The sequence below is a fragment of the Agrobacterium sp. fls2-241-TYG-188a genome, assembly GCF_030209845.1.
This window is the reverse complement of the sequence record NZ_JARVRD010000008.1, coordinates 149,823-175,528: the sequence shown is the minus strand read 5'-3', so window position 1 is coordinate 175,528 and position 25,706 is coordinate 149,823. Positions and strand designations below refer to the sequence as shown.

General features: G+C 54.8%; 25 protein-coding genes and 1 pseudogene. 16 read left to right on the top strand and 10 right to left on the bottom strand.

The features are described 5' to 3' along the window. The first annotated feature begins 36 nt into the window (after nucleotides 1–36). From QRN85_RS21385 to QRN85_RS21370, 4 genes are all read left to right on the top strand, one after another. A complete protein-coding gene (locus QRN85_RS21385; protein ID WP_112961866.1) occupies nucleotides 37–852 on the top strand; it encodes a GNAT family N-acetyltransferase in 816 nt (271 codons plus the stop codon). Nucleotides 853–959: 107 nt separating this feature from the next. Then, nucleotides 960–1,874, top strand: a complete 915-nt coding sequence (locus QRN85_RS21380; RefSeq protein ID WP_112961864.1) for a fructose bisphosphate aldolase — start codon at nucleotides 960–962, stop codon at nucleotides 1,872–1,874. A gap of 355 nt (nucleotides 1,875–2,229) precedes the next feature. Beyond that, nucleotides 2,230–2,484: a FitA-like ribbon-helix-helix domain-containing protein gene (locus QRN85_RS21375; protein ID WP_062590663.1), complete on the top strand. Its 255-nt coding sequence runs from the start codon at nucleotides 2,230–2,232 to the stop codon at nucleotides 2,482–2,484. Then, nucleotides 2,481–2,900, top strand: coding sequence for a type II toxin-antitoxin system VapC family toxin (locus tag QRN85_RS21370; RefSeq protein ID WP_284760021.1), 420 nt, complete (start codon nucleotides 2,481–2,483; stop codon nucleotides 2,898–2,900). Before QRN85_RS21375 ends, QRN85_RS21370 begins: the two co-directional genes overlap by 4 nt. Nucleotides 2,901–2,944: 44 nt before the next feature. Here QRN85_RS21370 and QRN85_RS21365 read toward each other — a convergent pair. From QRN85_RS21365 to QRN85_RS21345, 5 genes and pseudogenes are all read right to left on the bottom strand, one after another. Next, nucleotides 2,945–3,559, bottom strand: a pseudogene (locus tag QRN85_RS21365) (LysR substrate-binding domain-containing protein); the annotation flags it as partial. An 18-nt stretch (nucleotides 3,560–3,577) separates the two neighbouring features. Beyond that, the gene (locus QRN85_RS21360; protein WP_062590657.1) at nucleotides 3,578–3,814 is read right to left on the bottom strand and encodes a TetR family transcriptional regulator C-terminal domain-containing protein; all 237 of its coding nucleotides are present in this window, start codon (nucleotides 3,812–3,814) and stop codon (nucleotides 3,578–3,580) included. 48 nt (nucleotides 3,815–3,862) lie between these two features. Next, nucleotides 3,863–4,099 (bottom strand): Imm74 family immunity protein, encoded by a 237-nt coding sequence (locus tag QRN85_RS21355; protein WP_062590655.1) that lies wholly within the window; start codon nucleotides 4,097–4,099, stop codon nucleotides 3,863–3,865. Next, on the bottom strand, nucleotides 4,096–4,560 hold the full coding sequence (locus QRN85_RS21350) for a GlcG/HbpS family heme-binding protein (protein ID WP_062590653.1): 465 nt from the start codon (nucleotides 4,558–4,560) through the stop codon (nucleotides 4,096–4,098). Before QRN85_RS21350 ends, QRN85_RS21355 begins: the two co-directional genes overlap by 4 nt. A 27-nt stretch (nucleotides 4,561–4,587) precedes the next feature. Further along, nucleotides 4,588–5,271 (bottom strand): GntR family transcriptional regulator, encoded by a 684-nt coding sequence (locus QRN85_RS21345; RefSeq protein ID WP_062590651.1) that lies wholly within the window; start codon nucleotides 5,269–5,271, stop codon nucleotides 4,588–4,590. Nucleotides 5,272–5,392: 121 nt separating this feature from the next. Here QRN85_RS21345 and QRN85_RS21340 point away from each other — a divergent pair, with 121 nt between their 5' ends. The 8 genes from QRN85_RS21340 to QRN85_RS21305 all read left to right on the top strand — a co-directional run bounded on the left by QRN85_RS21340 (nucleotide 5,393) and on the right by QRN85_RS21305 (nucleotide 14,189). After that, entirely contained in the window at nucleotides 5,393–6,034 is a 642-nt protein-coding gene (locus tag QRN85_RS21340; protein WP_112965043.1) for a GntR family transcriptional regulator, read from the top strand. A gap of 161 nt (nucleotides 6,035–6,195) precedes the next feature. Further along, entirely contained in the window at nucleotides 6,196–7,020 is an 825-nt protein-coding gene (locus QRN85_RS21335; protein WP_284760019.1) for an ABC transporter substrate-binding protein, read from the top strand. A gap of 68 nt (nucleotides 7,021–7,088) precedes the next feature. Further along, the gene (locus tag QRN85_RS21330; protein WP_113221688.1) at nucleotides 7,089–7,781 is read left to right on the top strand and encodes an amino acid ABC transporter permease; all 693 of its coding nucleotides are present in this window, start codon (nucleotides 7,089–7,091) and stop codon (nucleotides 7,779–7,781) included. A 22-nt stretch (nucleotides 7,782–7,803) separates the two neighbouring features. Further along, complete coding sequence (locus QRN85_RS21325) at nucleotides 7,804–8,697, top strand: dihydrodipicolinate synthase family protein (protein WP_112965034.1); 894 nt, start codon at nucleotides 7,804–7,806, stop codon at nucleotides 8,695–8,697. 15 nt (nucleotides 8,698–8,712) lie between these two features. Continuing rightward, complete coding sequence (locus tag QRN85_RS21320; RefSeq protein WP_284760018.1) at nucleotides 8,713–11,613, top strand: FAD-dependent oxidoreductase; 2,901 nt, start codon at nucleotides 8,713–8,715, stop codon at nucleotides 11,611–11,613. After that, a complete protein-coding gene (locus QRN85_RS21315; RefSeq protein WP_284760017.1) occupies nucleotides 11,610–12,338 on the top strand; it encodes an amino acid ABC transporter ATP-binding protein in 729 nt (242 codons plus the stop codon). The genes QRN85_RS21320 and QRN85_RS21315 overlap by 4 nt, the downstream gene beginning before the upstream one ends. A gap of 9 nt (nucleotides 12,339–12,347) precedes the next feature. After that, complete coding sequence (hydA, locus tag QRN85_RS21310; RefSeq protein WP_284760016.1) at nucleotides 12,348–13,757, top strand: dihydropyrimidinase; 1,410 nt, start codon at nucleotides 12,348–12,350, stop codon at nucleotides 13,755–13,757. A gap of 21 nt (nucleotides 13,758–13,778) precedes the next feature. Beyond that, nucleotides 13,779–14,189 carry a DUF3830 family protein gene (locus tag QRN85_RS21305; protein ID WP_284760015.1) on the top strand — a complete coding sequence of 137 codons (411 nt, stop codon included), beginning with the start codon at nucleotides 13,779–13,781 and terminating at the stop codon, nucleotides 14,187–14,189. Nucleotides 14,190–15,017: 828 nt separating this feature from the next. Here QRN85_RS21305 and QRN85_RS21300 read toward each other — a convergent pair. The 5 genes from QRN85_RS21300 to QRN85_RS21280 all read right to left on the bottom strand — a co-directional run bounded on the left by QRN85_RS21300 (nucleotide 15,018) and on the right by QRN85_RS21280 (nucleotide 20,872). Continuing rightward, on the bottom strand, nucleotides 15,018–16,493 hold the full coding sequence (locus QRN85_RS21300; RefSeq protein WP_284760079.1) for an NAD-dependent succinate-semialdehyde dehydrogenase: 1,476 nt from the start codon (nucleotides 16,491–16,493) through the stop codon (nucleotides 15,018–15,020). 408 nt (nucleotides 16,494–16,901) lie between these two features. Further along, on the bottom strand, nucleotides 16,902–17,984 hold the full coding sequence (locus tag QRN85_RS21295) for an ABC transporter substrate-binding protein (protein WP_502870816.1): 1,083 nt from the start codon (nucleotides 17,982–17,984) through the stop codon (nucleotides 16,902–16,904). Between the two features lie 29 nt (nucleotides 17,985–18,013). Continuing rightward, nucleotides 18,014–18,787: an ABC transporter permease gene (locus tag QRN85_RS21290; protein ID WP_284760075.1), complete on the bottom strand. Its 774-nt coding sequence runs from the start codon at nucleotides 18,785–18,787 to the stop codon at nucleotides 18,014–18,016. A 70-nt stretch (nucleotides 18,788–18,857) separates the two neighbouring features. After that, nucleotides 18,858–19,757 (bottom strand): ABC transporter permease, encoded by a 900-nt coding sequence (locus tag QRN85_RS21285; RefSeq protein WP_284760014.1) that lies wholly within the window; start codon nucleotides 19,755–19,757, stop codon nucleotides 18,858–18,860. Further along, on the bottom strand, nucleotides 19,754–20,872 hold the full coding sequence (locus QRN85_RS21280) for an ABC transporter ATP-binding protein (RefSeq protein ID WP_112965020.1): 1,119 nt from the start codon (nucleotides 20,870–20,872) through the stop codon (nucleotides 19,754–19,756). Before QRN85_RS21280 ends, QRN85_RS21285 begins: the two co-directional genes overlap by 4 nt. Nucleotides 20,873–21,067: 195 nt before the next feature. Between QRN85_RS21280 and QRN85_RS21275 the strand changes: the two genes are divergently transcribed. The 4 genes from QRN85_RS21275 to fabG all read left to right on the top strand — a co-directional run bounded on the left by QRN85_RS21275 (nucleotide 21,068) and on the right by fabG (nucleotide 25,687). After that, nucleotides 21,068–21,754 carry a GntR family transcriptional regulator gene (locus QRN85_RS21275; RefSeq protein WP_112965018.1) on the top strand — a complete coding sequence of 229 codons (687 nt, stop codon included), beginning with the start codon at nucleotides 21,068–21,070 and terminating at the stop codon, nucleotides 21,752–21,754. A 107-nt stretch (nucleotides 21,755–21,861) separates the two neighbouring features. After that, nucleotides 21,862–23,196: an aspartate aminotransferase family protein gene (locus tag QRN85_RS21270; RefSeq protein WP_284760013.1), complete on the top strand. Its 1,335-nt coding sequence runs from the start codon at nucleotides 21,862–21,864 to the stop codon at nucleotides 23,194–23,196. Further along, a complete protein-coding gene (locus tag QRN85_RS21265; protein ID WP_062590621.1) occupies nucleotides 23,196–24,911 on the top strand; it encodes an acetolactate synthase catalytic subunit in 1,716 nt (571 codons plus the stop codon). The genes QRN85_RS21270 and QRN85_RS21265 overlap by 1 nt, the downstream gene beginning before the upstream one ends. After that, nucleotides 24,908–25,687 (top strand): 3-oxoacyl-ACP reductase FabG, encoded by a 780-nt coding sequence (fabG, locus tag QRN85_RS21260; protein ID WP_284760012.1) that lies wholly within the window; start codon nucleotides 24,908–24,910, stop codon nucleotides 25,685–25,687. The genes QRN85_RS21265 and fabG overlap by 4 nt, the downstream gene beginning before the upstream one ends. The last annotated feature ends 19 nt before the right edge of the window (nucleotides 25,688–25,706 follow it).

The window sequence follows — 25,706 nt, the reverse complement described above, 5'->3', positions numbered from 1 at the left end:
GCCTCGTTTCCATTTCCATCAGTCGAAGACAGCCACATGGTCATTTTGAATTCGCACTTTTCACAACGTTCATCTCCGACAGAAGAAGAGGCTATCGAGGTCAAAGCCTTCGTGGATCTTTACAATGTCTCACCGGCAACGCTCAAATCTGAAGAGCATTTTGAATGCCTGCCCATCAACGGTGGATGCGCAATATGGCTGCCAAGCGCGCCAGCCATGGGTCTGAACCGTGTACTCGGGCTAAACTCTGTGAACGATCTTGAGGAAGCCTATGGGTGGATGAACGGGAAGAGCGGAAACCGGTTTCTTCAGGTAAATATGGACCGCGCTCCAGCCGGAACTAAAGACTGGATCCTCGCCAAGGGTCTGCTTGAATATGGTGTCGGCTGGGCGAAGCTTGTCTACGACGGCCCATCAGCGAACCTTTCGGAGCCCAACTCGATCCGAACGCGACTCGTTCATGTCGAGGAAGCCGTGCTCTTTGGGACGATGGTGTGCAAAGGCTTTAACTTTCCATCGACCCTGACGAGGTTGTGGTCAGCGATCGTCGGAAAGGTAGGCTGGTCGTGTTTTTTCGCCTTGGATGGTGAAAATCCCGTCGGCACTGCCACCATGTACCAGTCTGGAACCTACGCATGGCTAGGCGGCGGCACCACACTTCCAGAATTTCGAAATCGCGGTATTCAAAAGGCGCTCATCAAAAGTCGTATCGAACATGGGCTCGGAAACAACGTGTCGACATTTGCCGTCGAGACATTGGCACCTGCAGTCGGAGAACCCAATATTTCTTTTGATAACCTTAGGAAAGTAGGCTTCCGGCACGCGTATCACCGAAAGAACTTTAAGTTGTGAGATAGCGATCTGCCCCCGCGGGTGAGCCCTGGTGGAAGGACGTACGATCCCTCCTCGCTTGAGTCACTCCTCGAAATCTCTGAATGATCTAAAGAAGGGAAGTACGAATGAATACGGAAACCCGCATAGAAATGGCCGCCCGGCTGACTTCAGCATCGGGAATCATTGCGGCACTAGATCAAAGCGGAGGGTCCACCCCAGACGCCTTACGCTCATACGGCATATCCGATACCGCCTATCAGGGTGACGCGGAGATGTTGAAGCTTATCCATGAAATGCGCATGAGGATAATGACTGCACCCGGATTTTCGAGCGAGAGAGTGATTGGCACCATCTTATTCGAGCAAACTATGGATCATTCCATCGGCACAAAATCAATACCGGCATACCTTTGGGAAGATCGCGGAATCTTCTCCTTTCTCAAGGTCGACAGCGGTCGAGAAGCCGACCACGACGGCGTTCAGTTGATGAAGCCCATACCAAATCTCAGCAATTTGCTCGAGCGCGCATTAGAGAAAGGCGTCCTTGGGACAAAAATGCGCTCGGTTATAAATTCAGCGTCTGAAAATGGGATTTCTGCCGCTGTCGCGCAGCAATTTGAGGTGGCATCGACTATCCTAAAGAACGGATTGATCCCGATTATCGAGCCTGAGGTTCTCGTCAGGAGCCCGGATAAGGCAATGGCCGAAACCACTTTGGTCAAGGAAATCCTGAGGAATCTTTCGGAGCTTGCGCATGGAACGCAGGTCATATTGAAGCTTACCCTGCCAAATCAGCCGGATCTCTACGCAGGACTTGTAGAGCATCCCAGAGTTGCTCGAGTTTTTGCCTTGTCCGGAGGCTACAGACTAAAGGTCGCCTGCGAGAAACTCAAAGAGAACCCCGGGGTGATTGGAAGCTTCTCGCGAGCTCTGGTTGAGAATTTACGTGTTTCCATGCCAGACGCCGAATTCAACCGCAAACTCTCGGAAAACATCGGAGAGATATATGTAGCTAGTACGCAGACAGGCGAGAGCGCGTGATGCGGTGCACCCGAGAGCGCGATTGAAAACAAAGGCAAACTGCGGAGTCCCTTCACTGTTGCATCCACGACATCTTGCCGTGATGCAACGCCCGTCACCAGAAGGGCGAGAAGTGAGTTCAAATATGGTAAACGTCGGCGGGTTTGCTTACCAGGCAGTACAATCAGTTCAGCTTATAGGGCCAAGGAGCTGAACGAATTCACGATTGTAAAGACAAAGAACGTGCCGAGCGTTCGAATCCGTCCAAGGCGAAAGAACGCGGCCATTGCCCATTTCCGGCTCATAGTACGACTTGAAAGTGCTATCATTTATGTGCTAATGATATCACAACCAAAATATATATAGGATGTAATAAATGGCGGCGGTGACCATACGAAACCTCTCTGATGAAACTCATCGGGCGTTACGCGCGAGAGCAGCTTGCCACGGTCGTAGTACCGAGGCCGAAATTCGTGACATTCTCGAAGCCGCTGTTCGTCCTTCTGGGCGCGTGAAGCTCGGCTCGCTTCTCGCGGCCATTGGTCGTGACGCCGAAATGTCAAACAATGATGTCGAAGCGCTGCAACAACAGCGCGACGGGACCCCGGCAGTACCGATGACTTTCGAATGATCTTGCTAGACACTAATGTAATATCTGAGCCTTGGAAGCCAGCTCCTGATAGTGCTGTGCTGACTTGGTTGGATGCACAGGCCATCGAGACGCTATTCATTTCTGCTATCTCAATTGCCGAACTACGTTTCGGGATTGCCTCAATGCCATCGGGGAAGCGTAAGACAATTCTCCACGGTCGCCTTGAAGGTGAAGTTCTACCAATTTTCGACGGGCGCATTCTGCCCTTTGATGTAGGTACCTCCCAATTCTATGCGGACCTGATGGCCAGCAGCCGAACATCTGGAAAGGCGATCGGGAAGGCTGATGGATACATTGCTGCTACAGCTGCAGAAAACCATCTCGTGGTCGCAACGCGAGATACAAGCCCATTCGAAGCAGCCGGATTGGTAGTCATCAATCCCTGGTCGGCCTAAGTCTTTAGAATTACAGGTCGCCGGTTCATATCTCTACAAGGGTTCTAATTCGACGGCTGCGATCTCAGAAAGTCGAGAAACGCGCGCATTCCCGCCCCTATGTGACGGTGTCTCGGATAGTAAAGGCAGAGGCCAGGATAGGGCGGCGTCCATTCGGCTAGCACCTGCCGGAGTCTCCCGTCGGCAAGTGCGTCAGCCGCCATCCACCGCGTCACGTACGCAAGGCCGCGACCGTCGAGCGCGGCCGCAAGAACAAGCCGGGACTGGTCGACGACGAGGTTGCCGGTTGTTGCCTCGACGACATCCTCGCCGCGACGCTGAAACTCCCAGCGGTAGATCGACCCGCCGGCCATGCGAAGCTGGATGCACCGGTGAAGTGAGAGTTCTGATGGGCTTGCGACGGGAGGCGCATCATCAAGATAGGCAGGCGATGCCACGACGATATGCTGCTGATCCGGTCCTATTGGGATCGCGACCATCTCGCTCGGGACGAGTTCCGCAGCACGCACACCGCAGTCGAACCCCCCTTCGGCAATATCGACCAGTCTTCCCTCGGACCGAATTTCGAAGCGCATTGCCGGCTGCAGCTTCATGAAGCGGGTCAGAAGCGGCATCAGCACTTGCTCGGCTGCATTGGCGTCGCAGTTGATCCGCACGAGTTCGGAGGGAGTGGCAGCCTATTCGTGCAACTCCTCGACTGCCAGCCCAATTTCGCTGAGAGCTGGCATGAGTCGCCCGGCGCAGCGATCGATTAGGCAGACGAGGTTCTGGTAGACGTAGCCGGCCGCCGCCTGCGCTGCACGGACATCGTTGATCCGTTCGCGGAACAGCGCGTGCCCAGGTCCCGAAGATATGTCTTCGACCAGTTGCTCGAACCAGATCTCGAGATCGCCGCGGAAGCTCCCGGTATTCAATGGTATGCTTTCAGGAATGCTCCATCCATTTCCTACAATGGATGTCTCTTATTCCTCAACCGTCAACTTGCGTCCCGTGTTGTTGAACTCACGGTACAGGCTTTGTCTGATGTGATCTATTTCTTCTTCTGTGAGCGCTTCATCCAAGATTTCATTTTTTATGGAACGCTTATAGAGAACAAACTCTACAGTTTCATCGTCTGGAAGGACCAGTTCACCTTCTGCGCTGTAGCTGTCGTTTTTATACGTAAAGCGTAGTTTGCCACGCGACATCTCTGTAATCATTGATTTATCCGATCTAGATTATTCGTTTCAGCAGAGCCGGAAAGGCTTGAGATGAAGTGTTCAATCCCTGCTTGGGCGCACTGAGTGTCCTGCGCTGGCGTCCCGGAGCTGAGGCCTATCGCGCCGACAACCTCGCCGTCGATGATCACAGGCAAACCGCCGCCGACGACCATTAAACGACCACCGATCGCTGAGTTGATCCCGTATGCCGGGCTGCCTGGCTGGCTGGCGACACCATAGCTTTCTGTGGTTCTTTTTGCCCCCGCTGCCGTATAGGCTTTGTCCTGCGCAATGATCGTACTCGTTATTTTGCCGCCATCCATCCGTTCAAAGGCCATCAGTTGTCCCGATTCATCGGTGATGGCGATGCACATGGGTACGCCGATCTCCTCAGCTTTCGCGCGGGCACCTTCGATAAGCACCCGTGCATCCTCGATGCTAAGGCGTTTGATTGTCAGCATTTTCTGTCATTCCTGGTTTCGTGTTGCTCATTCATTGATGATGAGGTGCATCCGCGCAAATCCAATCAGGCTCTCAATATGCGCTTTCGTTGCTTCAAAGGCGGCATCCGAATCATTGCGTTGCAAGGCGTCAATGATGGCAAGATGTTCCGTGGAGTCTGGTTTCAGGCGGTCTTTCAACTGACCAATCTCGAACAGTCGCGTTGCGGCACGCAGGTTGCGTAAAACGCCTGCCATGACTTCATTGCCACAATGGTCGATGATGAGGTTGTGCAGGTGGTCGTCTGAAAACCAGTGTGCATCCGTGTGATAGGCTGTGGCGTCCATCAGTTCGTCAATCTCGCGCCGCACTTCGATGAGCTTGCGGCCGGGAATGCCGGGCATAGCTTGAACAGCCGCCTGTGGCTCAATCAAAAGACGCAGTTTCAGGCTCTGGATATATTCGCCGATATCGACGTGTCGTACCACGTAGTTTCGACCGTCACCTTTTAGAACCAGACCTTCTCCCTCAAGACGCTGTAACGCTTCGCGCAAAGGCGTACGCGACACGCCGAGCATTTCAGCAAGTTGCGCTTCAACAATCACATGCCCGCCCTTGAGGCGGCGGTGGCGGATCATGTCCGAAACGGCTTTGTAAGAAAGGGCAGCCAGCTTGTGGCCAGCGTCCTTGGATGTTTTACCGATACCGGAGTTAGGGTCTGTTTGTGTCAAAGTTCATCGGTCTCCAGGTTGCCACTGTACTACTCACGCGCGATACCTTCAGAAAGGCTTTTCTTGTGTTCTGCCTTGGTCCATACCGGGCTATGTGATCAAACGCAGCGGAGTTGAGAGGATGGATGTTGACGTTCCGGCAGAAAGAAGCCTTGCCGATGAAACCTATCAGTCGCTGCTCACGGAAATTCTTTCGGCGCAACTTGCAGGTGGTGCGGTCGTGCAGGAAAGAAGGCTTGCAGCGCGCCTGGGCGTTTCGCGCTCGCCGATGCGTGATGCATTGGGTCGTCTTGAGGGGCAGGGACTTCTTGTGCGCAACGTCAAAGGCGTCCTCACCGTGCGGATCGTTACCCTTGCAGACTACCTCAACGGCGTTGCGATGCGGATGCTTGTCGAACCAAGCGCTGCGGCGTTGGCCTGCAAGGGTATAGCCGCGGAAACCGTTGCAGACCTTGCTGCCATGCTCGATGCGATAGAGGCGGACCCCGATCCCGATCCTGATTTTGTGTGGGCATTTGATGATGCGCTGCATCAGGGAATTGCCGATGCCAGCGGCAATCCTTTCATGGCTGACACCATTCTGCAGATGCGGCGTTACACGACGATCTTCGAACGCCAGCGCAAGCTCGCCCATCGCAAGCCTGGGCTGAGCGATCATCAAGGCATCGTGCGTGCGCTCCTTGATCGTGACGCGGAAGCGGCCCGCGCCGCGATGACGCTTCATCTGGATCGGATTCGTCGAAACGTGCTTTCCACCTACTGATCCAACCCCCTCACAAAACCAATTCAATTTTTTGCAGCCTTTGCGGAAAGATGTTGCATACGGCAAATGATTGTGTATGAAATTGGTATACCAAATGAATGCGAAAATAGCAAGCAGCGTTGGTCGGGTCCGCAAGAAGATCGAAAAACCAGAGGGTTTCCATGTCATTCCGCACAATCACACTCACGTCCGTACTTTTAGTATGCACCTCCGCGTCTGCGTTCGCGCAGAGCTGCGCGCCTAAGGTCGCTGATTCCGAACTGGTCAAGCCCGGCACGCTGACCATGTCGACCAATCCAACATTGCCGCCAATGCAGTTCGTCGATTCCAGCGGCGAGCTCAAAGGGATGCGTGTCGAGCTTGGCAAGGAAATCGCCAAGCGTCTTTGCCTTACGCCCGAATATGTCCGTATCGAATTTTCGGCGATGATCCCCGGTCTTCAGGCTGGTCGATGGGATATGATCAATACTGGAATATTCTTCACGAAAGAGCGCGCGGCCATCATGCAAATGATCCCTTACGAGGATCAGGCGATCAGCGTTTCCGTTGCGACGAGCAACACCACCGTCAAGGACAAGGATGGCCTGGATGGCCTGCGTATCGGCGTCGAGCTTGGCGGTTTCGAAGAAACCAAGACCCGTGCTCTTGACGCCGAACTCAAGGCCGCCGGCAAGACGGGGCTCGTCATTCAGACTTTCGATAATTTTGCGCTTGCCTTTCAGGCGCTGCGCGCTGGTCAAGTCGAAGGTGTTGTTTCAATCGATGGTGTCGCAAAGGAATATGATAGCCGTGGCGATTTCCGCCGTGCCGTCAGTGGCCTTTATCCAGCGCCTGTTGCCGTTGCCTTCAAGAGTGCAACACTTGCAGACGCGGTATCCGGCGTCCTCAAAGACATGAAGGCAGATGGTTCTCTGGAAAAACTCTTCGACAGCTACGGCCTGCCGATGATCGCCGGCGACTATTCGGTCAAGGGTCCAAACCGCTGATCTGAACGGTTCACCATTCTGACGGATGCCGGCTCGTCCGGCATCCCCTTAGCAATAAAGGTCCCACCATGTCGTACTGGAACTGGTCTGGCTTCTTCGACTATCTCGTCAACCCCTTTATCCTTGGAGGTGTTGTCACCACCATCTGGCTGACCTGCGTCTCACTCGTGTTCGGCCTGCTGCTCGGCTTTGTCGTCGCGCTGATGCGCCGATCCAATTTAAGGCTGATGAGGTGCGTCGGCTGGTTCTATATCTGGCTGTTCCGGGGTACGCCGCTGCTTGTGCAGTTGATTGTACTTTATACGGCACTACCGCAACTCGGGATCAAGTTTACGGTCGTCCAAGCGGCATTGATCGGTCTGGCTTTGAATGAAGCGGCCTACCTGGCGGAGATTATCCGCTCCGGCATCGAGGCAGTTCCCGCAGGACAGGCCCGTGCGGCAAGGGCCTTGGGCATGACCGAGCGTCAGATTATGCGCCACATCGTCATGCCGCAGGCTTTCAAGGTCATCATTCCACCCCTTGGCAACTCGGTAAATGGTCTGCTGAAGACGACCTCGGTTACCTCGGTCATTTCAATGGAAGAACTGCTGCGGCGTACCCAGGTGCTGATTCAGGAAAAGTTCATGGTGCTCGAACTCTTCGCGGTTGCTGCCATCTACTACCTTCTCCTGACGACCCTCTGGGACTTCGTGCAGCGCCACATAGAAAGGCGCTTCGGCCAGTCCACTGCACCCCTGCAGATGACTGAAAAGCGCTGATACTCAATAAAGGACTTATTGCATGCCAAAGACGTTTCGTGGTGTCTTCACCGTGATGATCACTCCCATCGACGCAGATGGAAAAGTCAATTTGCCAGCACTCGCTGCCTTTACGGATTGGCAGATCCGGGAGGGCGTGCATGGACTGATTCCTCTTGGTTCGACGGGGGAATTCCTTTCACTTTCCGATCAGGATTGGGAAGATGTTGCCCGCACGGTCATCCAAACCGCCGCCGGACGGGTTCCAGTGCTGATCGGAACAGGTGCGGAAGATACCCGGGAAGCAGTGCGCTTGAGCTGCAAGGCCGAAGCGATGGGCGCGAATGGCGTGATGATCATCCCACCTTTCTACTCCACGCCGACAGACGACGAATTGGTAGCGCATTACCGAACCATCGCCGGTTCAATTTCCATTCCGATCATGGTCTACAACAACCCTGCGACATCGAATGTGGATATGAAGCCTGAGCTTCTGGCTCGCATTGCCGAGATTGATGGCTGCGACTATGTCAAGGAATCGACGCTTGAAGTCACGCGGATCCGCGATATCGTTCGCCTGGCCGGTGACAACATGACGCCTTTTGGCGGTATTCTCGGTTTTGAATCTTTCGTCATGGGGGCACAAGGATGGGTAGCCGTTGCATCCAATGTGGCACCAGCGGCCATGTCGCGCATCTTCACACTCGCAGCTGATGAGAAGAAATACGATGAAGCACGTGCGCTTTATCTGGAGTGGCTGCCGATCATTCAGGCGGTTGGAGGGCAGGCTTATGTCGCTGGCTCAAAGGCTCTGTTGAACCATATGGGATTTGCGGCAGGATCGCCGCTGCCGCCGCGTCTGCCGCTGCCGTCAGAGCAGGATGGCGCGATGAAAGCTTTGGTCGAGCGTTTCGGCTTAAGCTTTCCCCAGAACTGAGCCGGAGAAAAACGGATGCCCGGTTTGATCATTCAGAATGCAGGAGTGACCGTCCATATCGATGGTGTCGCGCATCGTTTGGATCCGGGCCTTTCTATTGCCGCTGCGCTGACCGCGCAGGGTCGAGCAGACTTCTCCACTGATGCAGCAGGGGAGAAGCGTGGTCTGTTTTGCGGTATGGGTGTGTGTCACGATTGCCTTGTGACGGTCGATGGCCGCACTAGCCAGCGCGCCTGTATGACGCCCGTTCGAGACGGCATGCGCATCGATCGCCAGCAGGCGCGTCCTGACATATCTGCTCCTGACCTTGCCGACCTCATGCCTGTCCCATCAAGTCTTGTCGAGTTGGGCATGGACTTGCTAGTTATCGGAGCCGGTCCCGGTGGTCTGGCTGCGGCGGTGGCAGCGGCAGGAGCCGGGGCTTCCGTGACCGTGGTCGATGAGCGGCACGCATCTGGCGGTCAGTTTTTCAAGCAGCCCAACACCGATGTTGCCCGTTTGGCGCTCAAGGCTGACCGCCAGGCAGCGGACGGCGCAGCGTTGATACAAAAAGCGCGTTCGCTTGGCGTGACCATCCTCTCAGGCGTCACCGTCTGGGGTGCGGCCCATGGAGAAGATGGAAGGCCGGTCATCTCCTGCCTGGGCCATGATGGTATTTTTTATTGCCGACCTGCCATGCTGGTCATCGGCACCGGGGCTTTTGAGCGACCGCCAGTTATCAGGGGTTGGACGCTGCCGGGTGTCATGACGGCAGGTGCAGCGCAAACCCTGCTGCGCAGCTATGGCACGCTTCCCGGTCGACGCATTCTGATTGCCGGGAACGGTCCTCTGAATTTTCAGGTCGCAAGCGAAATCATCAAGGCTGGCGGTGACGTCATCTGTTTGGTGGAGCAGGCCAGCGCACCATGGAGCAGGCCTGTCGAAGCGTTGAGTGTTTTTCGCCATGATGCGGCGCTTGCCCTGAAAGGCATTAAAGAGATCGCAAGGCTGGAACGAGCAGGCGTCAAGCTCGCCTGGAACGCGCAAATTTCTGATATCAGAGGAGATGGCCGAGTTGAGGCGGTGACAGTTTCAGGGATTGGGGTCGAAACGACTTTCGAAGTCGACACCGTGTTGCTTGGGGGCAATTTCACCTCGTCCAATGAGCTATCGCGATTGCTTGGATGCGCTCACAGCGTGACCGAAAATGGCGCACTCACAGCGCAATGTGCCGAGGATGGTGAAAGCTCGCTGCCTCATGTCCATATCGTCGGCGAAGCTGTGCGTTTTGGTGGTGCCCACCTCGCAATGGCTGAAGGCAGGCTTGCCGGTTTGGCAATTGCCGCCAAGCTTGGCTTGAAGGCTCGGCCAGACACCACAGCCCAGACAAAGCTTGCGCGTGCCAAGGCGTTCCAAGCAGCACTTTGGCGGTTGTTCGCCCCGGCGGCAACGCCTTTGGAACCCGCAGATACCGCACTCGCCTGTCGTTGCGAAAGTGTGGCAATTGGTACCCTCAAGCATCTTGCTGTTCAGGGACCGCCAGACATTGCAACATTGAAACGCCTGACGCGTGCCGGTATGGGGCGCTGCCAAAGCCGCTACTGTGGCCGCACCCTCACAGAGCTGACCGGCCGGCCCATGAGTGAGACCAACGGCCTCCTTGCCCCGCAGATGCCACTTCGCCCGGTGCCTCTTGCCGCGCTTGCCGCTGAGAAACCGGAGTGGGGAGGGCACAAAAGGGCGCTTCTGCCACAGCGTCCGCCGCTGCCGCATTCCGAACCGCTGCCGTTGAAAGAAGCGTCCACCGTTATCGTCGGTGCAGGGATTGCTGGACTTTCGAGCGCCCTGTTTCTGGCGGAAGCGGGCGAAGATGTTGTCGTTTTGGAACGTGGCTTTCCGGGCGGGCTGGCGTCGGGCGGCAATGCTGGCAGCCTGCATGCGCAATTGTTGTCATTTGATCATGGAGCCCGCGCCGAAGCAGGTGGAGGACCAGCGGCAAAGACGCTGCCTCTCCAGCGAGACTCCATTGCGCTTTGGCAGACGCTGGAGAAGAAGCTTGGTCGCGATTTCGAGATGAAGATCACGGGTGGCCTAATGGTTGCCGAAACCGAAGCGCATATGCGCTTCCTTGAAGAGAAGACGCGGGTCGAACGCGAAAATGGCATTGATTGCCATGTCATTGGTGCTGATGACTTGCGAAAGCTGGAGCCCGCGCTTTCGCCATTGATGATCGGAGCCTCCTATTGCCCAATGGAAGGCAAGATCAATCCGCTTGTTGCGACGCGCCACGTCCATGATGGCGCGGTGGAAGCCGGTGCCCGTGTATTTGACCGGACCGAAGTGCTGTCGATCCGTCGTGACGGATCAGGCTTCGCCATCGAGACCTCGCGGGGAGCCTTGCGGGCAGGGCGCATCGTAAATGCTGCCGGTGCTTTCGCTTCACGCGTCGGGGAAATGTTAGGTCTTGATGTGCCTGTGTTCGGGGCGCCGCTGCAAATGGTGGTGACCGAGGCTGCTGCGCCAGCGATTTCGCATCTGGTCGCCCATGCCGATCGTCATCTGACACTGAAACAGGCTGCCAATGGCAACTTCCTGATCGGCGGTGGCTGGACGGCTGGCCTTGACCCGGTTCACAGCCATCCTCGACCGTTGTTTTCCAGTCTGGAGGGCAATCTTTGGGTGGCGCAGCACGTTGTGCCGGGTCTGCGAAAACTTCATGTCATCCGCAGTTGGGCTGCCATGAATATCAACATCGACGGCGCGCCGATCCTGGGAGAACATCCTGGCATGCCCGGTTTCTTCAACGCTGTTACATCCAATGGCTATACGCTCGGGCCTATCATCGGCCAACTCACAGCCAATCTCGTCCTTGGCCGCGATCCCGGCCGGGATTTGTCGGCTTTTTCCATCAATCGTTTTCAGGGAGTGAGATCATGATCGAGATCACCGGCATCACGAAATACTACGGCAATTTTGCCGTTCTCAAGAATTGCTCGACCACCGTTTCCAAGGGTGAAGTTGTCGTGGTCTGTGGGCCGTCCGGGTCTGGAAAATCGACCCTGATCAAATGCGTCAATGCGCTGGAGCCCATTCAGGAAGGGTCGATCCGCGTGGATGGTATAGAAGTCAACGATCCCGGCACAAATCTTCCCGATCTGCGCTCACGCGTCGGTATGGTGTTTCAGAATTTCGAACTCTTCGCGCATCTGACGATCGAAGCCAATATCATGCTGGCGCAGCGCATTGTTCTTCATCGCAACGAAAGCATCGCCAAACGATGCGCCATGGATCTTCTGGATCGAGTGGGGATGACAGGGCACGCCCACAAATATCCCGGCCAATTGTCTGGCGGACAGCAGCAGCGCGTTGCGATAGCCCGGGCGCTGGCCATGAACCCGAAAGCAATGTTGTTCGATGAGCCGACATCAGCCCTCGACCCTGAAATGATCTCCGAAGTGTTGGATGTAATGACCAACCTTGCCAGTGAAGGCATGACGATGATGGTTGTCACCCATGAGATGGGCTTTGCCCGTAAAGTCGCGACCCGGATGATCTTCATCGACCAGGGCGAGATTGTCGAGGACCGCCCAACGGAAGAATTCTTCGGTAATCGTCACAATCCGCGCACCGATGCCTTTCTCAGCAAGATCCTCCATCATTGAGAGTTGGAAATGACCAGATTTGACCTAATCGTTAAGGGTGGCACCATCGCGACCGCCTCCGATGTCTTCATAGCCGACATAGGCATTCTCGACGGCAAAATTGTGCAGATCGGCAAGGAGCTTGACGGCGGTGCCCGGACAATCGACGCCAGCGGCAAATATGTTCTGCCGGGTGGCATTGATAGCCACGTCCATATCTCCCAGCCATCGGGAGACGGCATCGTCATGGCCGACGATTTTGAAAGCGGTACCCGTTCGGCACTTTTCGGTGGGAACACCACAATCATGCCTTTCTGCCTGCAGGACAAAGAACGGCCGATGCGCGAGGCTTTGAACGCCTATCACAAGCTCGCTGAAGGCAACTGCTATACGGATGTGAGCTTCCACCTCATCGTTTCCGACCCAACGGATAGTCTCCTTGGGCAGGAGCTTCCGGCTTTGGCTGCTGACGGATATTCTTCCTTCAAGGTCTTCATGACTTATGAGGGGCTTCGGCTGAACGATGCAGAAATCCTGAAGACGCTCGATGTAGCCCGTTCGACGGGCGCGACTGTCATGGTTCATTGCGAAAACGAAGATGCCATCCGCTTTTTGATTGCCAGGCATGAGGCGGCCGGTGACGTTGCGCCGCGAGCCCATGCGTCTACACGGCCGGTGGCGGTTGAACGCGAGGCAACACACCGGGCGCTCACACTTGCCGAAATCGTTGATGTGCCCATTGTCATCGTGCATGTCTCCAACGGTGAAGCGATGGAGGAAATCGCACGGGCCCGCGCCCGCGGCATCAAGGTTGTCGGCGAAACCTGCCCACAATATCTGATGCTGACAGCGGATGATCTCGACGGCATGGATTGGGAGGGCGCAAAATTCGTCTGCTCTCCGCCACCCCGCGACATGGCTGCTCAGCAAGAGTGCTGGAGAGGGATCGAAACCGGTATTTTCGATCTGTTCTCGTCGGATCACTGCCCGTTCCGTTATGATGACGAGCGCGGCAAGCGTAGCCCCAAAGGACTTAAGAGCTTCCGCCACATACCCAACGGCATTCCTGGTGTCGAGACGCGCCTGCCGATCCTGTTCTCCGAAGGCGTTATGAAGGGGCGCATCGATCTGCCGCGCTTCGTTGCTCTTTCGGCAACCAACCATGCCAAGACCTACGGTCTCTACCCGGAAAAAGGCTCGATCTCGATCGGGGCGGATGCCGATATCGCCATCTGGGACCCGACCATCAATCGCACGATACGCCACGCCGATCTGCACGATGGTGCCGATTATTCGCCCTATGAAGGCGTCGAGGTTACTGGCTGGCCCACCACCGTCATCCTCGGCGGCCGTGTGATGGTGAGCGATGGCGAACTTGTCGGGAAAAAAGGCGATGGTACCTACCGTGCAGCGCGCACCAAAAACACAAAATCCATCTAACCAATCCGGAGACGTGAATTTATGAAGCTGAAGATCACCGCTGGCCCGTTCGTCTTCGACGCAGTGCTCGAGACCGAAAAAGCACCGCAAACCTGCAAGGCTTTCATCGAACGTTTGCCCTTTGAAGGCCAGATCGTCCATGTTCGCTGGTCGGGTGAAGGCGTATGGATCCCACTTGGCGACTATAATTTCGGTGTCGGCTACGAAAACCATACAAGCCATCCGGCGCCCGGCCATATCATCCTCTATCCCGGCGGCATCAGCGAGACGGAAATCTTGCTCGCTTACGGCGGTGTCGATTTTTCGTCCAAGATGGGACAGCTCGCTGGCAACCATTTCATCACCATCACGTCTGACCTCGAAAATTTGTCCGTGCTGGGTAACAAGACGCTTTGGGAAGGTGCGCAGCAAATCCGTTTCGAGTTGACGTAGACGTTGTGTCGCAGGGGGGAGGCTCTTCCGCTATCCTGTCAATCAGTAGAGATGATCGAAAATGGTCGTGAACAGGGAAATGGTCCCGTAATGGTCTTTGGCAGCACGCCCGACTAAACTGGCTGCGTCATTCAGGCGGCCCGCTGTCCCTGCAGAACGTTGCCGGAGCCTTGTCCACCACGCAGGTCAAACTGTGCCAGTAGGCCCTCAACTTATTGAGCGCCGCCTTGCTGCTGAACCCAACTTGCTGACGCACCTTGCTCACCACAAGTGGCTTGCGCACTGTCCACGGATGCATTGACTGAAGAAGTCAAGCGGCAGGAAGGTCTGTGTGGTTTCGCCCCGCCCGTTTTGTTGAAGTGGGGAACCGAATGGGCTGGGCCAAGTCTCAGTCAATGAGCGCTAACTATTTCTGAGACGCAGATAAAAAATTTGTCTAACATTCGTTGTTTAACTCCCATTACCAAATATACGAAAGTTAGAAGTTGGATTTTGAACCAAGAGGCTCTTAGAGATCGGATGAGATCTACCGTCAAACAGCAGAGGGGAGGAGGGTTCTATTCCGCTCAATAGCTGGCCCTGTACATGCCTCTTTCGAATCCATAGCTCACAGTGCAATCAGCGGCAAAGCATGCAGCTATGTATGAGTGGGTCGAAGTCGGAATTGTCGGCGAGCGCACGGTCATTCTGTCTGCACGAGCACCCGCTGACTGATTACCTGCAGAGTTTCGGTCTGGCTTCTCGTTTGAGCATACTGGTACCGGCCGCCTCCAAATAGACGCCATGCTTACTGCTCAGCGAACCCATTTTGGCAACGTGCCAGTGCTTTTAAAAACTCAAGCAAACGTACTTGAGCTCGGTGTAGTCATCAATGCCGTATTTCGATCCCTCACGTCCGAGTCCAGACTGCTTGACACCTCCGAAAGGGGCCAATTCCGTAGAGATAAGGCCTGTGTTTACGCCGACCATTCCAGTCTCCATATCCTCGGCTATCCTGAAAATGCGGGCGAAATCCTTCGAGTAGAAATAGCCGGCCAGGCCAAATTTAGAATCATTGGCCAAGCGGATCACTTCCTCTTCCGAATCGAACGAGATGAGAGGAGCCAAAGGCCCAAAGGTCTCTTCGCGAGTGACTTTCATGTCCGAGGTGACCCCGACGAGCACGGTGGGAGCAAAGAACTGCCCGCCGTGTTGGGCTGAAGAACCGCCGGCCACCACGCGTGCACCGTTTGCCAAAGCGTTATCGAGATGGCCCCTAACCTTCTTCATCGCGTTGCCGTCAATCAGAGGTCCGATCTCTACGCCAGCATCAAAGCCATTCCCTACCTTGAGGGCTTCAACGCGTTTTGCGAGCTTGGCCGCAAACTCATCATAGACGCTTGATTGGACATAGATGCGATTTGCACACACGCAGGTTTGGCCTGCATTCCGGAATTTAGCCGCAACAGCCCCTTCGACGGCTGCGTCAATGTCGGCATCGTCAAACACTATAAAAGGCGCATTGCCACCTAGCTCAAGGCTGAACTTCTTGATCTGATCGGCTCCTTGACGCATCAGAATGCGGCCGACATTGGTCGACCCGGTGAACGAGATCTTCGCGACCAACTCATTTGCGCAGAAACTTTGTCCGACCATCTCCGCGTCGCTTGATGTGACAACATTGAAGACACCTCTTGGTAGGCCGGCGCGTTCGCTAAGGACGGCGAGAGCCAGCGCCGAAAGCGGCGTCTGTGCGGCTGGCTTTGCGATAATTGAGCAGCCGACTGCCAAGGCGGGCGCCAACTTGCGGGCAAGCATAGCGTTCGGAAAATTCCATGGCGTGATGGCGCCAACGACGCCGACTGGCCTTTTTATAACGAGGATGCGCTTATCGGCCTGATGAGCCGGGATCACATCGCCGTTCAGACGCTTTGCCTCTTCTGCGAACCATTCGATATATGCGGCGCCGTAGAGAATCTCTCCCCGGGCTTCTTGGAGTGGCTTGCCCATTTCAGCTGTTAGAATAATCGCCAAATCATCTACGTTTTCTACTACAAGATCGTGGAATCTTCGTAGCGTTGAAGCACGCTGCTTGCCCGTCAGCTTAGCCCAAAACTTCTGCGCGTGGCTGGCAGCGTGGATAGCTTTTTCGAGGTCGTCCGCATCGAGATCTGGCACCGACGCGATCCTACGACCTGTCGCAGGGTCGAGAACATCGAATGTTGCTCCGCTTCCGGTCGCCATCCATTCGCCATCGACAAACGCCCTTTCTACAAAGAGGCTTGGATCTTTCAATTTCGATACGAGGTCAAAGTTTTCCACGATGTGGCTCCCTAGACAGCGCAGCGTCTGACAGCTGCGAACACGATGATCTGATTTCTGGGTGAGGTCTCCCGCCTAGAAATAAGCGAGAGGAAATTTCGATGAGAGTTTGAAAGTCGTAACTTCGCGGTGTCCCGCAGCCGGACAACGTTGCACCACAACGGAACTTGATTATCGCGCCCGCTCTGGGCTCGTTGGGCACATCGATTATCTTAACCGTATCTCGGTTACAGCCGTCCTGTAGCTTTCAGTTCAACGGGCATCCTTCCAACGCGCTGAAGCGCGATTGTAGGCTTTTCGAGAATCGCGGAGGCGACGGCTCGATGAGAGTGCCCCGTGACATCTCGCCGCCTTAAGCGCGTATTCATGTGGAAAGTACAGCTGCTCTTAGCCTTGAGACATGTTTCACGCTCAGCGAATCCAGCTGTTCCACCGCTGGACAAGCAATCCCATGTTTGCGTTTATCCACTCGGCATTGGGAATGATGACCTTGCTGTCCATCTCCTCTGCAGATGGCAACCCTTCTCGCGCTTCTTTTGACATCATCTCGATGGCGCTGCGACTTGGAGGCGTACACGAAAGCCGCTCGCATGCTTTCGCTTGAGCTTCGGGATGTTCGAGCCAGAAAGCGACGAGTTTGAGTGCATTGTCGTGGTTTTTTGCTCCTTTTATGAGTGCGATTCGGTCGCCAACCAGAAATGCGCCATCGTAAGTCCAGCCGATTTGAAAGCCCTCAGTCTGGAGGGCTTTTGCCCTCGTCAGCCAAATCTGACCGAGACTGTACTCGCCGTTTCGAAAGCCTTGAACGCTCTGGTCGCCGGTCTTCCACCAGAGCTCAACCGCCGGGCGGATGTTTTCAAGTTTCCGCAGAGCTCTATCGACGTCCAAAGGGAAAAGGTCTTGCTTGCTGACACCATCCGCTAGAAGAGCAGCTGCCAATACCCGCCAGGGGTCGTCAAAATTGGGGAACGCCCTTCCTCCAGGAAAACGCTCGGTGTCCCACATGTCGGCCCAATTTTTGGGATTTTCGGCGCCTTCGCTTGGCTTATACGCTAGAAGCGTCGCGGTCGACTGAAGACGCGCACCCCCTCTTGCACAAGCGTCGGAGACCAGATCGATGTTTTGAGTGTACCGCTTACAAAACTGGGTCAAGTCCTCGGTGATGTCGAAGTGGCGCTGGGATCCCGCCTGGATTTCTCCTTCTAAGAACAGATCCCAAGTCACGTTCCCAGTTTGCACCATTGCTGATGCTTTGGCTCGCTTTTCAGCGTCGGTAGCAGAAACTGCTACGACTTCGATGCCGGTCGCTTTCGTGAAGGGATCGAACCATTCCTCACGTAAAACTTTTTCGTATGTTCCTCCTGTTGTGGCGATGACGACACTTTCAGCCCCTTCTGCGGAAAATGGCATGAGCGCTGTGGCAAGCAGTGTAGCTGCGACCGAATACCCGACCAAAATTTGGCAAGCCTTCGGCGTCTGACCGGAGTGGATCATTTTGAAGTCCTTTCTAGCTGTTGACTATTCTATCTCGAGCGCTTCGCTGTCAGCCGTTGTGCGCAAGCCATGAGAACAAGCGAAAACGCGATAAGCACGGTTGATGCAGCTGCTATTATAGGTGTCAGATTGAAGTCGATGTCCTCGAACATCTTTCTTCCGATGGACTTGCCTGCGATGTCCGAGATGAAAAAGGAGACTGTCGCATCGTCGAAAGATGCGAGGAATGAGAAGACCGCGGCCGCCGCCACACTCGGGGCGATAATGGGCAATTCTACTAAGAAGAATGCTTGGACACGGTTTGCACCGCAGCTTCTTGCCGCCAGTTCGAGGGTGTTGTCGAGTTTCTGCAATGCAGCGCCGACGACAATCACGACGTACGGAACAGCGAGCACTGTGTGCGCAAGAACGAAGCCGTAAGTCGTGCCAGTCATTCGTAGCGGCGAAAAAACCAGATAAAGTGCGACACCGACAACGACGTGCGGAACGATCATGGGACCGAGCGCGAGCGCCTGAAGCGACCCACGGCCCGGCAGCGTGCTTTTCGAGATAGCTAAAGATGCCATAGTTCCGATTAGCGTGGATAATGTTGCAGTCAGAAATGCGATCTTCAAGCTAAAGCGAGTGGCGCTCATCCAATCGACATCAGCGAAATACGCTTGATACCATTTCATGGTTAAGCCGCGCGGCGGGAATTCCAGGTAGGATCCATCATTCAGACTTAACGGAACCACCAACAATGTCGGAAGAACAAGGAATACTAGAATTGCTGTGACGATTGATGCTGAGAGCATCGTCCCCATAACGACTCTTACAGGGGCAAGAGCATGAGGTTGCTTGGTCAGCAAATCGTGCGAGGCGAGGCTGAGGTTGTCAGATACCACTGGTCAATCCTTTGCTAAGTGCTAACGTCTTTCTAAAGAGGATGATGACTGTCAGAGTGAACGCCAACAGAACAGTGGACAGCGCTGCGGCGAACGGCCAATCAAGCAGGACCGTTGTTTGCTGACCTATGAGTGTCGCCATCATCAATGAACCCGGTCCACCGACCAGAGCTGGCGTGACGTAGAAGCCGAGGGCCAGCACAAAGCACATGACGCATCCTGCAAATATCCCAGGGAGCGCCAAGGGCACTGTGATCCTGACGAATGCGTGAATCGGTCCGGATCCGAGGGTTCGCGCCGCGTTTATGAAGTGGTGTGGTATCGCACGCAGGGCGGCATAAATGGGAAGGATCATGAAGGGAAGCAGAACATGCGTCATTGCCAAGATGACTGCACCCTGGGTGTAAATCATCTTTAACGGACTAGAGATCATGCCTGCAGAGATAAGTAATTCGTTGATCAAGCCGTTGCGTTGCAGGAGCACAATCCAGGCGTATGATCTGATGAGTACAGAGGTCCACAAGGGGATGATAACGCAGGCTGCTACGATTGTGGCCCATCGCCCTTTGAGGCGCGTCATAACATATGCGACTGGAAATCCAAGAAGAAGCGCAGCGCCCATAACTGCAACAGCGACAGCGACTGTTGAAAACAGAACAGCTAGGTAAAGCGGTTCGTCTACGATCCTGATGTAGTGGTGGAAGCTCAAATCAGGCAGGCTCAAAGCGACCAATTTGACGAGCGGATAAACGAAACCCGCGAGCATCACCACCAGAAATGGTAATAGCAAAAGTATCGCTGTTGAGTGGGAGTACGTTGTTGCTGAGGAAGGTGCGAGCAATACGCTCTGCCATTGCGGGCGACGTGACTTCTTTAGAAAGAGCCTCATGCAGCGCACCTCTCGGATGCAGAGAAACAGGTCAATGTGGTAGGTTCGATGATGACATCGACCTCCTGCCCGGATTTAAAGGGTTCCACGCTGGAGAAGTGGGGTATCTGCGCCTCGACTGCTGGCCGCCCCGGCAGACTTAGACGGACGATCAGTACGTTATGTGCGCCCATAAAGATGGAGTGTTCTATTACACCTGGAATTCGATTTGGTTTCCTTTCCTTGCGTGCCTCTATTCCAATGAGCTCAGGCCTCAAGGCAATCGTCACCCTTTCTTCTTCGCCTGATGAATCCGTTTGAATACCGCAGTCTGCTAGCATTGTGAGAACGGTATTCTCGGATAAACGTATTTGCTGTCCGCCCTCCTTTGTAAAAAGCCTGTCACCGTCGAGAAAATTCATCCTACCCACGAAATCTGCGACAAACATCGACTTTGGCGCTCGGTAAAGCTCAACGGGGGTGCCGATTTGTACAACCCTTCCGCTTTTCATAATGGCGACCCGATCCGACATTGTCAGCGCTTCTTCCTGATCGTGCGTCACGTAGAGAATTGTCGCGCCAACGGATTGCTGAATCCTTTTAATTTCAATCTGCATGGCTTCTCGAAGCTTCTTGTCCAAGGCTCCCAACGGCTCATCCATCAGCATCAGAGGCGGTTCGAAAGCGAGAGCGCGCGCTACAGCAACACGTTGCTGCTGCCCGCCAGACAATTGAGCGGGAAGTCTGTCCGCAAATGAAGCCAGTTGAACAAGTTCAAGCATCTCGTCCGCTCGCGACCGCCATCTCTCTTTCCATCGTTTTTTCAACTTCAAGGGGAAGGCAATGTTCTGTCTTACGGTCAGATGGGGGAAGAGAGCGTACTTTTGGAACACCATACCGATGTCACGGTCATTGGGAGCAAGCTGAGTCACGTTTCTCGAACCGATGAGGATTTCTCCACTGCTCGGCCTCTCGAACCCGGCAACCATGGACAGAATACTTGTCTTGCCGGAGCCGGATGGACCGAGCACGGAAACGAACTCTCCAGCATTGACGGTTAAATTCAAATCATCGACGGCGAGTGTCTCATCGTATCTTTTTACCAAGCGATTAAGGTGCAAGGTTTCTCCAATCAAAATGTATCCTCCTCATCTTATAGCTGCAGATCAGCCTATGAAGTCAGCGAGTGTGTAAGAACAAAACAGACCCGGCGACGAGACATCCAAAGCGTGGTAGAAATCGGAAATTGGCGTCACATAAGCTTTGCAATTAGTTCACACTCGATTTTTGTGACATCAAAAATAAAGTAAGTCAACAAGGACCGAGGGAAAATGACGGCCAGTACGCGCGATGAGGGTGATGTAGCTGTCCAGGGACAGCGTAAGGGGAACGCCGTGTACGACGTTCTCCGGGAGCGTATGATCAGAGGGCGCTACGCGCCCGGGTATAAGTTCACCGTCAGAGGCGTGGCGGCCGAGTTGGACGTGAGCACGACGCCGGCTCGTGACGCCCTCAATCGGCTCATAACGGAGTCGGCGCTTGTATTTTCAGGGCCTAAAACTCTGGTTGTGCCGACCATAAGTCGTAGTCAGTTGAAGGACATAACGGTCACCCGGATCGCGCTTGAGGGCACCGCTGCTGAATATGGTGCGCGCAACGCGACTGCCGAAACGGTAAAAAAATTGCAGGAAATACAAGGCTTTATCAATAGTTCGTTGGAAGAAGCCAGGTATCAGGACGCGCTCTGGCACAATAAAGAATTTCACTTCGCGGTATATAATCTATGCGGCATGAGCGGCCTGCTGGAGATGATAGAATCACTGTGGGTGCGCATCGGGCCAACCCTTCTCAATCTGTACCCTGAATTCGCGGAAACTCGCAGCGGCGTGCACAATCATGTCGTCGTGATCGAGGCACTAATCGAGAAAGACCCGATAAGTGTACGGGCTGCTTTTGAGAACGATATTCGCGACGGTTACAGGAAATTACGTCGAGAAGCGCCAGGCGAACCGGACTGAAGCCCAATCTAATAATTGATGTCACATATTGACTCCTCCTAATTTTGTTGCAACAAAATGTGAAGGGCAGGCAAACCTGTTCTTTAAACTTGATGAGGACAGAGATTATGACATCAAATCGCAGTGCATCGCCGGCGTTAAAGACCGGGGGGAAGCGATCGGAGGAACTCTTCGAGCGTGCACGCTCGGTGTTTCCGGGCGGCATCACGAGGGCGACGGTTGAAAGAGATCCTTTTCCCGTCTTCGCCGATTTCGGCGAGGGCGCATATCTAACGGACGTCGATGGGCGCCGTTTTCTTGACCTGAACAACAACTTCACGACGCTTATACATGGTCACGGATTTCCACCTGTGGTCGAGGCGACGGCCGCAGCACTGCGCCGCGGCACGTGTTTCGCCAACCCCATGAGACATGAAATCGAGCTTGCGGAACTATTGGTCGATCGAATTCCTGCGGTTGAGAAAATACGCTTTGTCACGAGCGGTACGGACGCCGTCATGTTTGCGATCAAAGCAGCGCGAGCAGCAACAGGACGGACCGCTGTCGCGCGACTGGCAGGCGCTTATCACGGGGCTTACGACTGGGCGGAAGCCGGACAGAAGACCGCTGGTGGTATGCCGGTTTCAAGCTTCGCTGGTACGCCGAGCCATGTTCTCGACGATGTAATCGTCATTGATTTTAACGATATAGACGATCTGAAACTTAAAGTGGAGGAGAATTCGCATCGTCTTGCCGCACTTCTCTTTGATCCCATGCCTAGCCGCGCGGGCTTTATGCGACCGCATCCGGAATTTCTTGAGACCGTCAACCTCCTGGCGAAGAAACATGGCGTGATACTGATAGCCGACGAGGTTCTCAACTTGCGCCAAGGATTTCATGGAGCCTCCCATCGATACGGTCTTGAACCGGACCTGATTACGATGGGTAAGATTATTGGCGGGGGCTTCCCCATAGGTGCGGTCGGGGGACGCGCTGAAGTCATGAGCCTATTTGCAAGTGACGATAAGATTGCGGGACTGCCTCAAGGTGGCACTTTTGCAGCGAATCCTGTTTCGATGATGGCGGGGAAAGTTGCAATGGAGAGTTTGACGAGAGCCACCTTCGAACGGCTCGAAGATCTGGGCGACCGCGTCAGGGGCGGTTTGGCGTCGCGCATTGCCCATCACGGCGCAGCTTTTTTCGTGACTGGCGCCGCTTCGTTATTTCGCATCCATGCCAGTTCAACAGCGTCGGGTACTGTCCGACAGGCGCACACTATTTCCGACGACGAAAAGACACTAAGCCGCCTGCATCGCCATTTCGCAGCAAATGGCATCATCTTGCCGAGAGGAGCGGCAGCCTCGCTCTCTACTCCGATGAGCGAAGCAGATGCGGACCAAATCATTTCCGTCTTTGACGACTTTCTAGTTTCCGATCTTAACAAAGCCGGGGAGGCCGCATAATGCCCACGAATACCTCAAACTTCACGGTTGCGGAGCAGATCGCCATCGGCCTGATGAGGCACGGCGTTGAGTTTATTTTCGGTCAAAGCCTCCCGTCAGCAGTGATCCTGGCTGCCGAGAAACTAGGCATCCGGCAAGTCGCCTACCGGCAGGAAAACATGGGCGGTGCGATGGCTGATGGATATGCCCGTCGTTCGGGGAAAGTGGGAGTTGTTGCGGCCCAAAATGGCCCGGCAGCAGCACTTCTCGTAGCACCCTTGGCGGAAGCCATGAAAGCAAGCGTTCCCGTCATCGCATTAGTACAAGATGTCGAGCGTGATCAGACGGACCGCAACGCATTCCAGGACCTTGATCAGATCAGCCTCTTTCAATCCTGCACGAAATCGGTCAAGCGCATCAATGTAGCGGATCGTGTCGACGATTACATCGACGCAGCGTTTACAGCAGCGACATCCGGAAGACCAGGCCCCGTCGCCCTGCTCCTTCCTGCTGATTTATTACGGGCTAAAGCGGTAACGCAGACACGGGTAAGACGCCACAGCCTCGGAAACTGGCCGCTCGATAGATACAGACCTTCAGATGAGCAAATCAAAATTGCCGCCGATGCGATTGCTGCCGCCCTAAATCCGGTTGTCATCGCAGGAGGTGGCGTCATCACTTCAAACGCAATCGAAGAGTTGAGGCTGCTGCAGGAGAAATGCTCGTTGCCAGTTTTCACAACCAATATGGGGAAGGGGGCGGTGGATGAATTTCACCCACTTTCTGGAGGCGTTTTAGCGTCATTGGTGGGCCCAAAGTCACTGGGATGCCATACGCTTCCAGTAGTCCAAAATGCGGATCTCGTTCTTCTAGTCGGCACGAGAACGAACCAGAACGGAACCGACAGTTGGAGACATTATGGGCAGGACGCAACGATTATACACATTGACGCGGATCCACAGGAGATTGGCCGGAACTATGAAGCGATCCGCCTTTTTGGGGATGCGCAAGAAACTCTGAAAGCTTTGCGGCAAAAGCTAGAATCACTTGATCCAGACGGTCGGAACAACTCACGGAAGGGAGTTGAGAAGACGCTCAGCAAATGCTGGGAAGCTTTCAGCGCAGAGCGACAGGTCTACTCAGCCTGCGACAAACAGCCTATGAGACCTGAGCGCGTCATGGCGGAGCTTCAGACGCTCATCGGTCCGGATACCACGGTTGTCGCAGACGCGAGTTACTCATCGATGTGGGTGATCGGTCAATTACGCATCTCATCTCCTCAAACTCGTATCATAACGCCTCGAGGCCTTGCTGGGCTTGGTTGGGGAGTCCCGCTAGCTATCGGAGCGAAAGTGGCAGCGCCCTTGAGTGACGTTGTCGCACTAGTGGGCGACGGCGGTTTTGCTCACAGCTGGGCGGAAATCGAAACGCTTGTGCGTATGAACATCCCGATCACGATCATCGTGTTGAACAACGGTATTCTGGGCTTCCAGAAAGACGCAGAGACCGTGAAATTCGGAGCGTACACAACAGCGTGCCATTTCGCCGACGTCGATCACGGCGCCATTGCTCGTGCGTGCGGTTGCGAAGCAGTCTACGTGTCTGGACCGGACCAACTTATCACAGCACTTGCTAAGATTAAGAGCAGGACATCACCACTTTTGATCGAGGTGAAAACGGATCCTGACGCCCATCCGGCCTTGTCTCTGTTCGCACAGATGGACAGCGCGGCATGATCGAACCCCGGGAGAGAAGGACGGCAATTGTCGCTGGTGGCACGTCAGGAATCGGTCTGTCGGTCGTCCAACGACTTCTCGATCTTGGCTACAGGGTAGCCGCATTTGGCCATACGGAGAGCGCGTCGCAAGCGGCGCGCTCCACTTTGGGCGAAGCGCTTGCCTCAGGCAGGGCGCTGATCGGGAAAGTGGATGTCAAAGCCCCGCGGGAGGTCACCCTTTTTTGCCAGACGGTCGGCACAGTTTGGGGAAGTGCAGACACAATGGTCTACTGTGTCGGCATCTCCCCGAAAGATGCGAATGGCAGTGCAAGAAGGTTTGGGGACGTACACGTCAGCGAATGGGATGAGGTCATTGCCACGAACTTGACTGGAGCGTTTCTGTGCGCGCAAGCGACGATTGGGGCGATGGCGAGTAAAGGCTTCGGTCGAATCGTGCTGATTGGTTCGCTTGCAGCTCGCACCCGTCCTCGAGTCGCTGGCGTCGCTTATGCGGTTTCAAAAGCGGGACTAGGCGGACTTGCAAGGGCTCTAGTCAGCGAATTTGCGAGCGCAGGCGTCACCGTAAACGTGGTCGCTCCTGGCCGTATCATGACTCCGATGTCCGGATCGCCAATCAGCCTCATAAATATTGAAGCGATGAAACGTATCCCTACAGGTCGATTGGGAGTGACGGAAGACGTTTCCGCTGCAGTTGCTTTTCTAGTTTCGGAAGAGGCAAGCTTCATAAACGGGGCGATTCTGGACGTTAACGGCGGCGAGTTTGTACCAACCTGAGGCCTAATGGGAGCAGCGA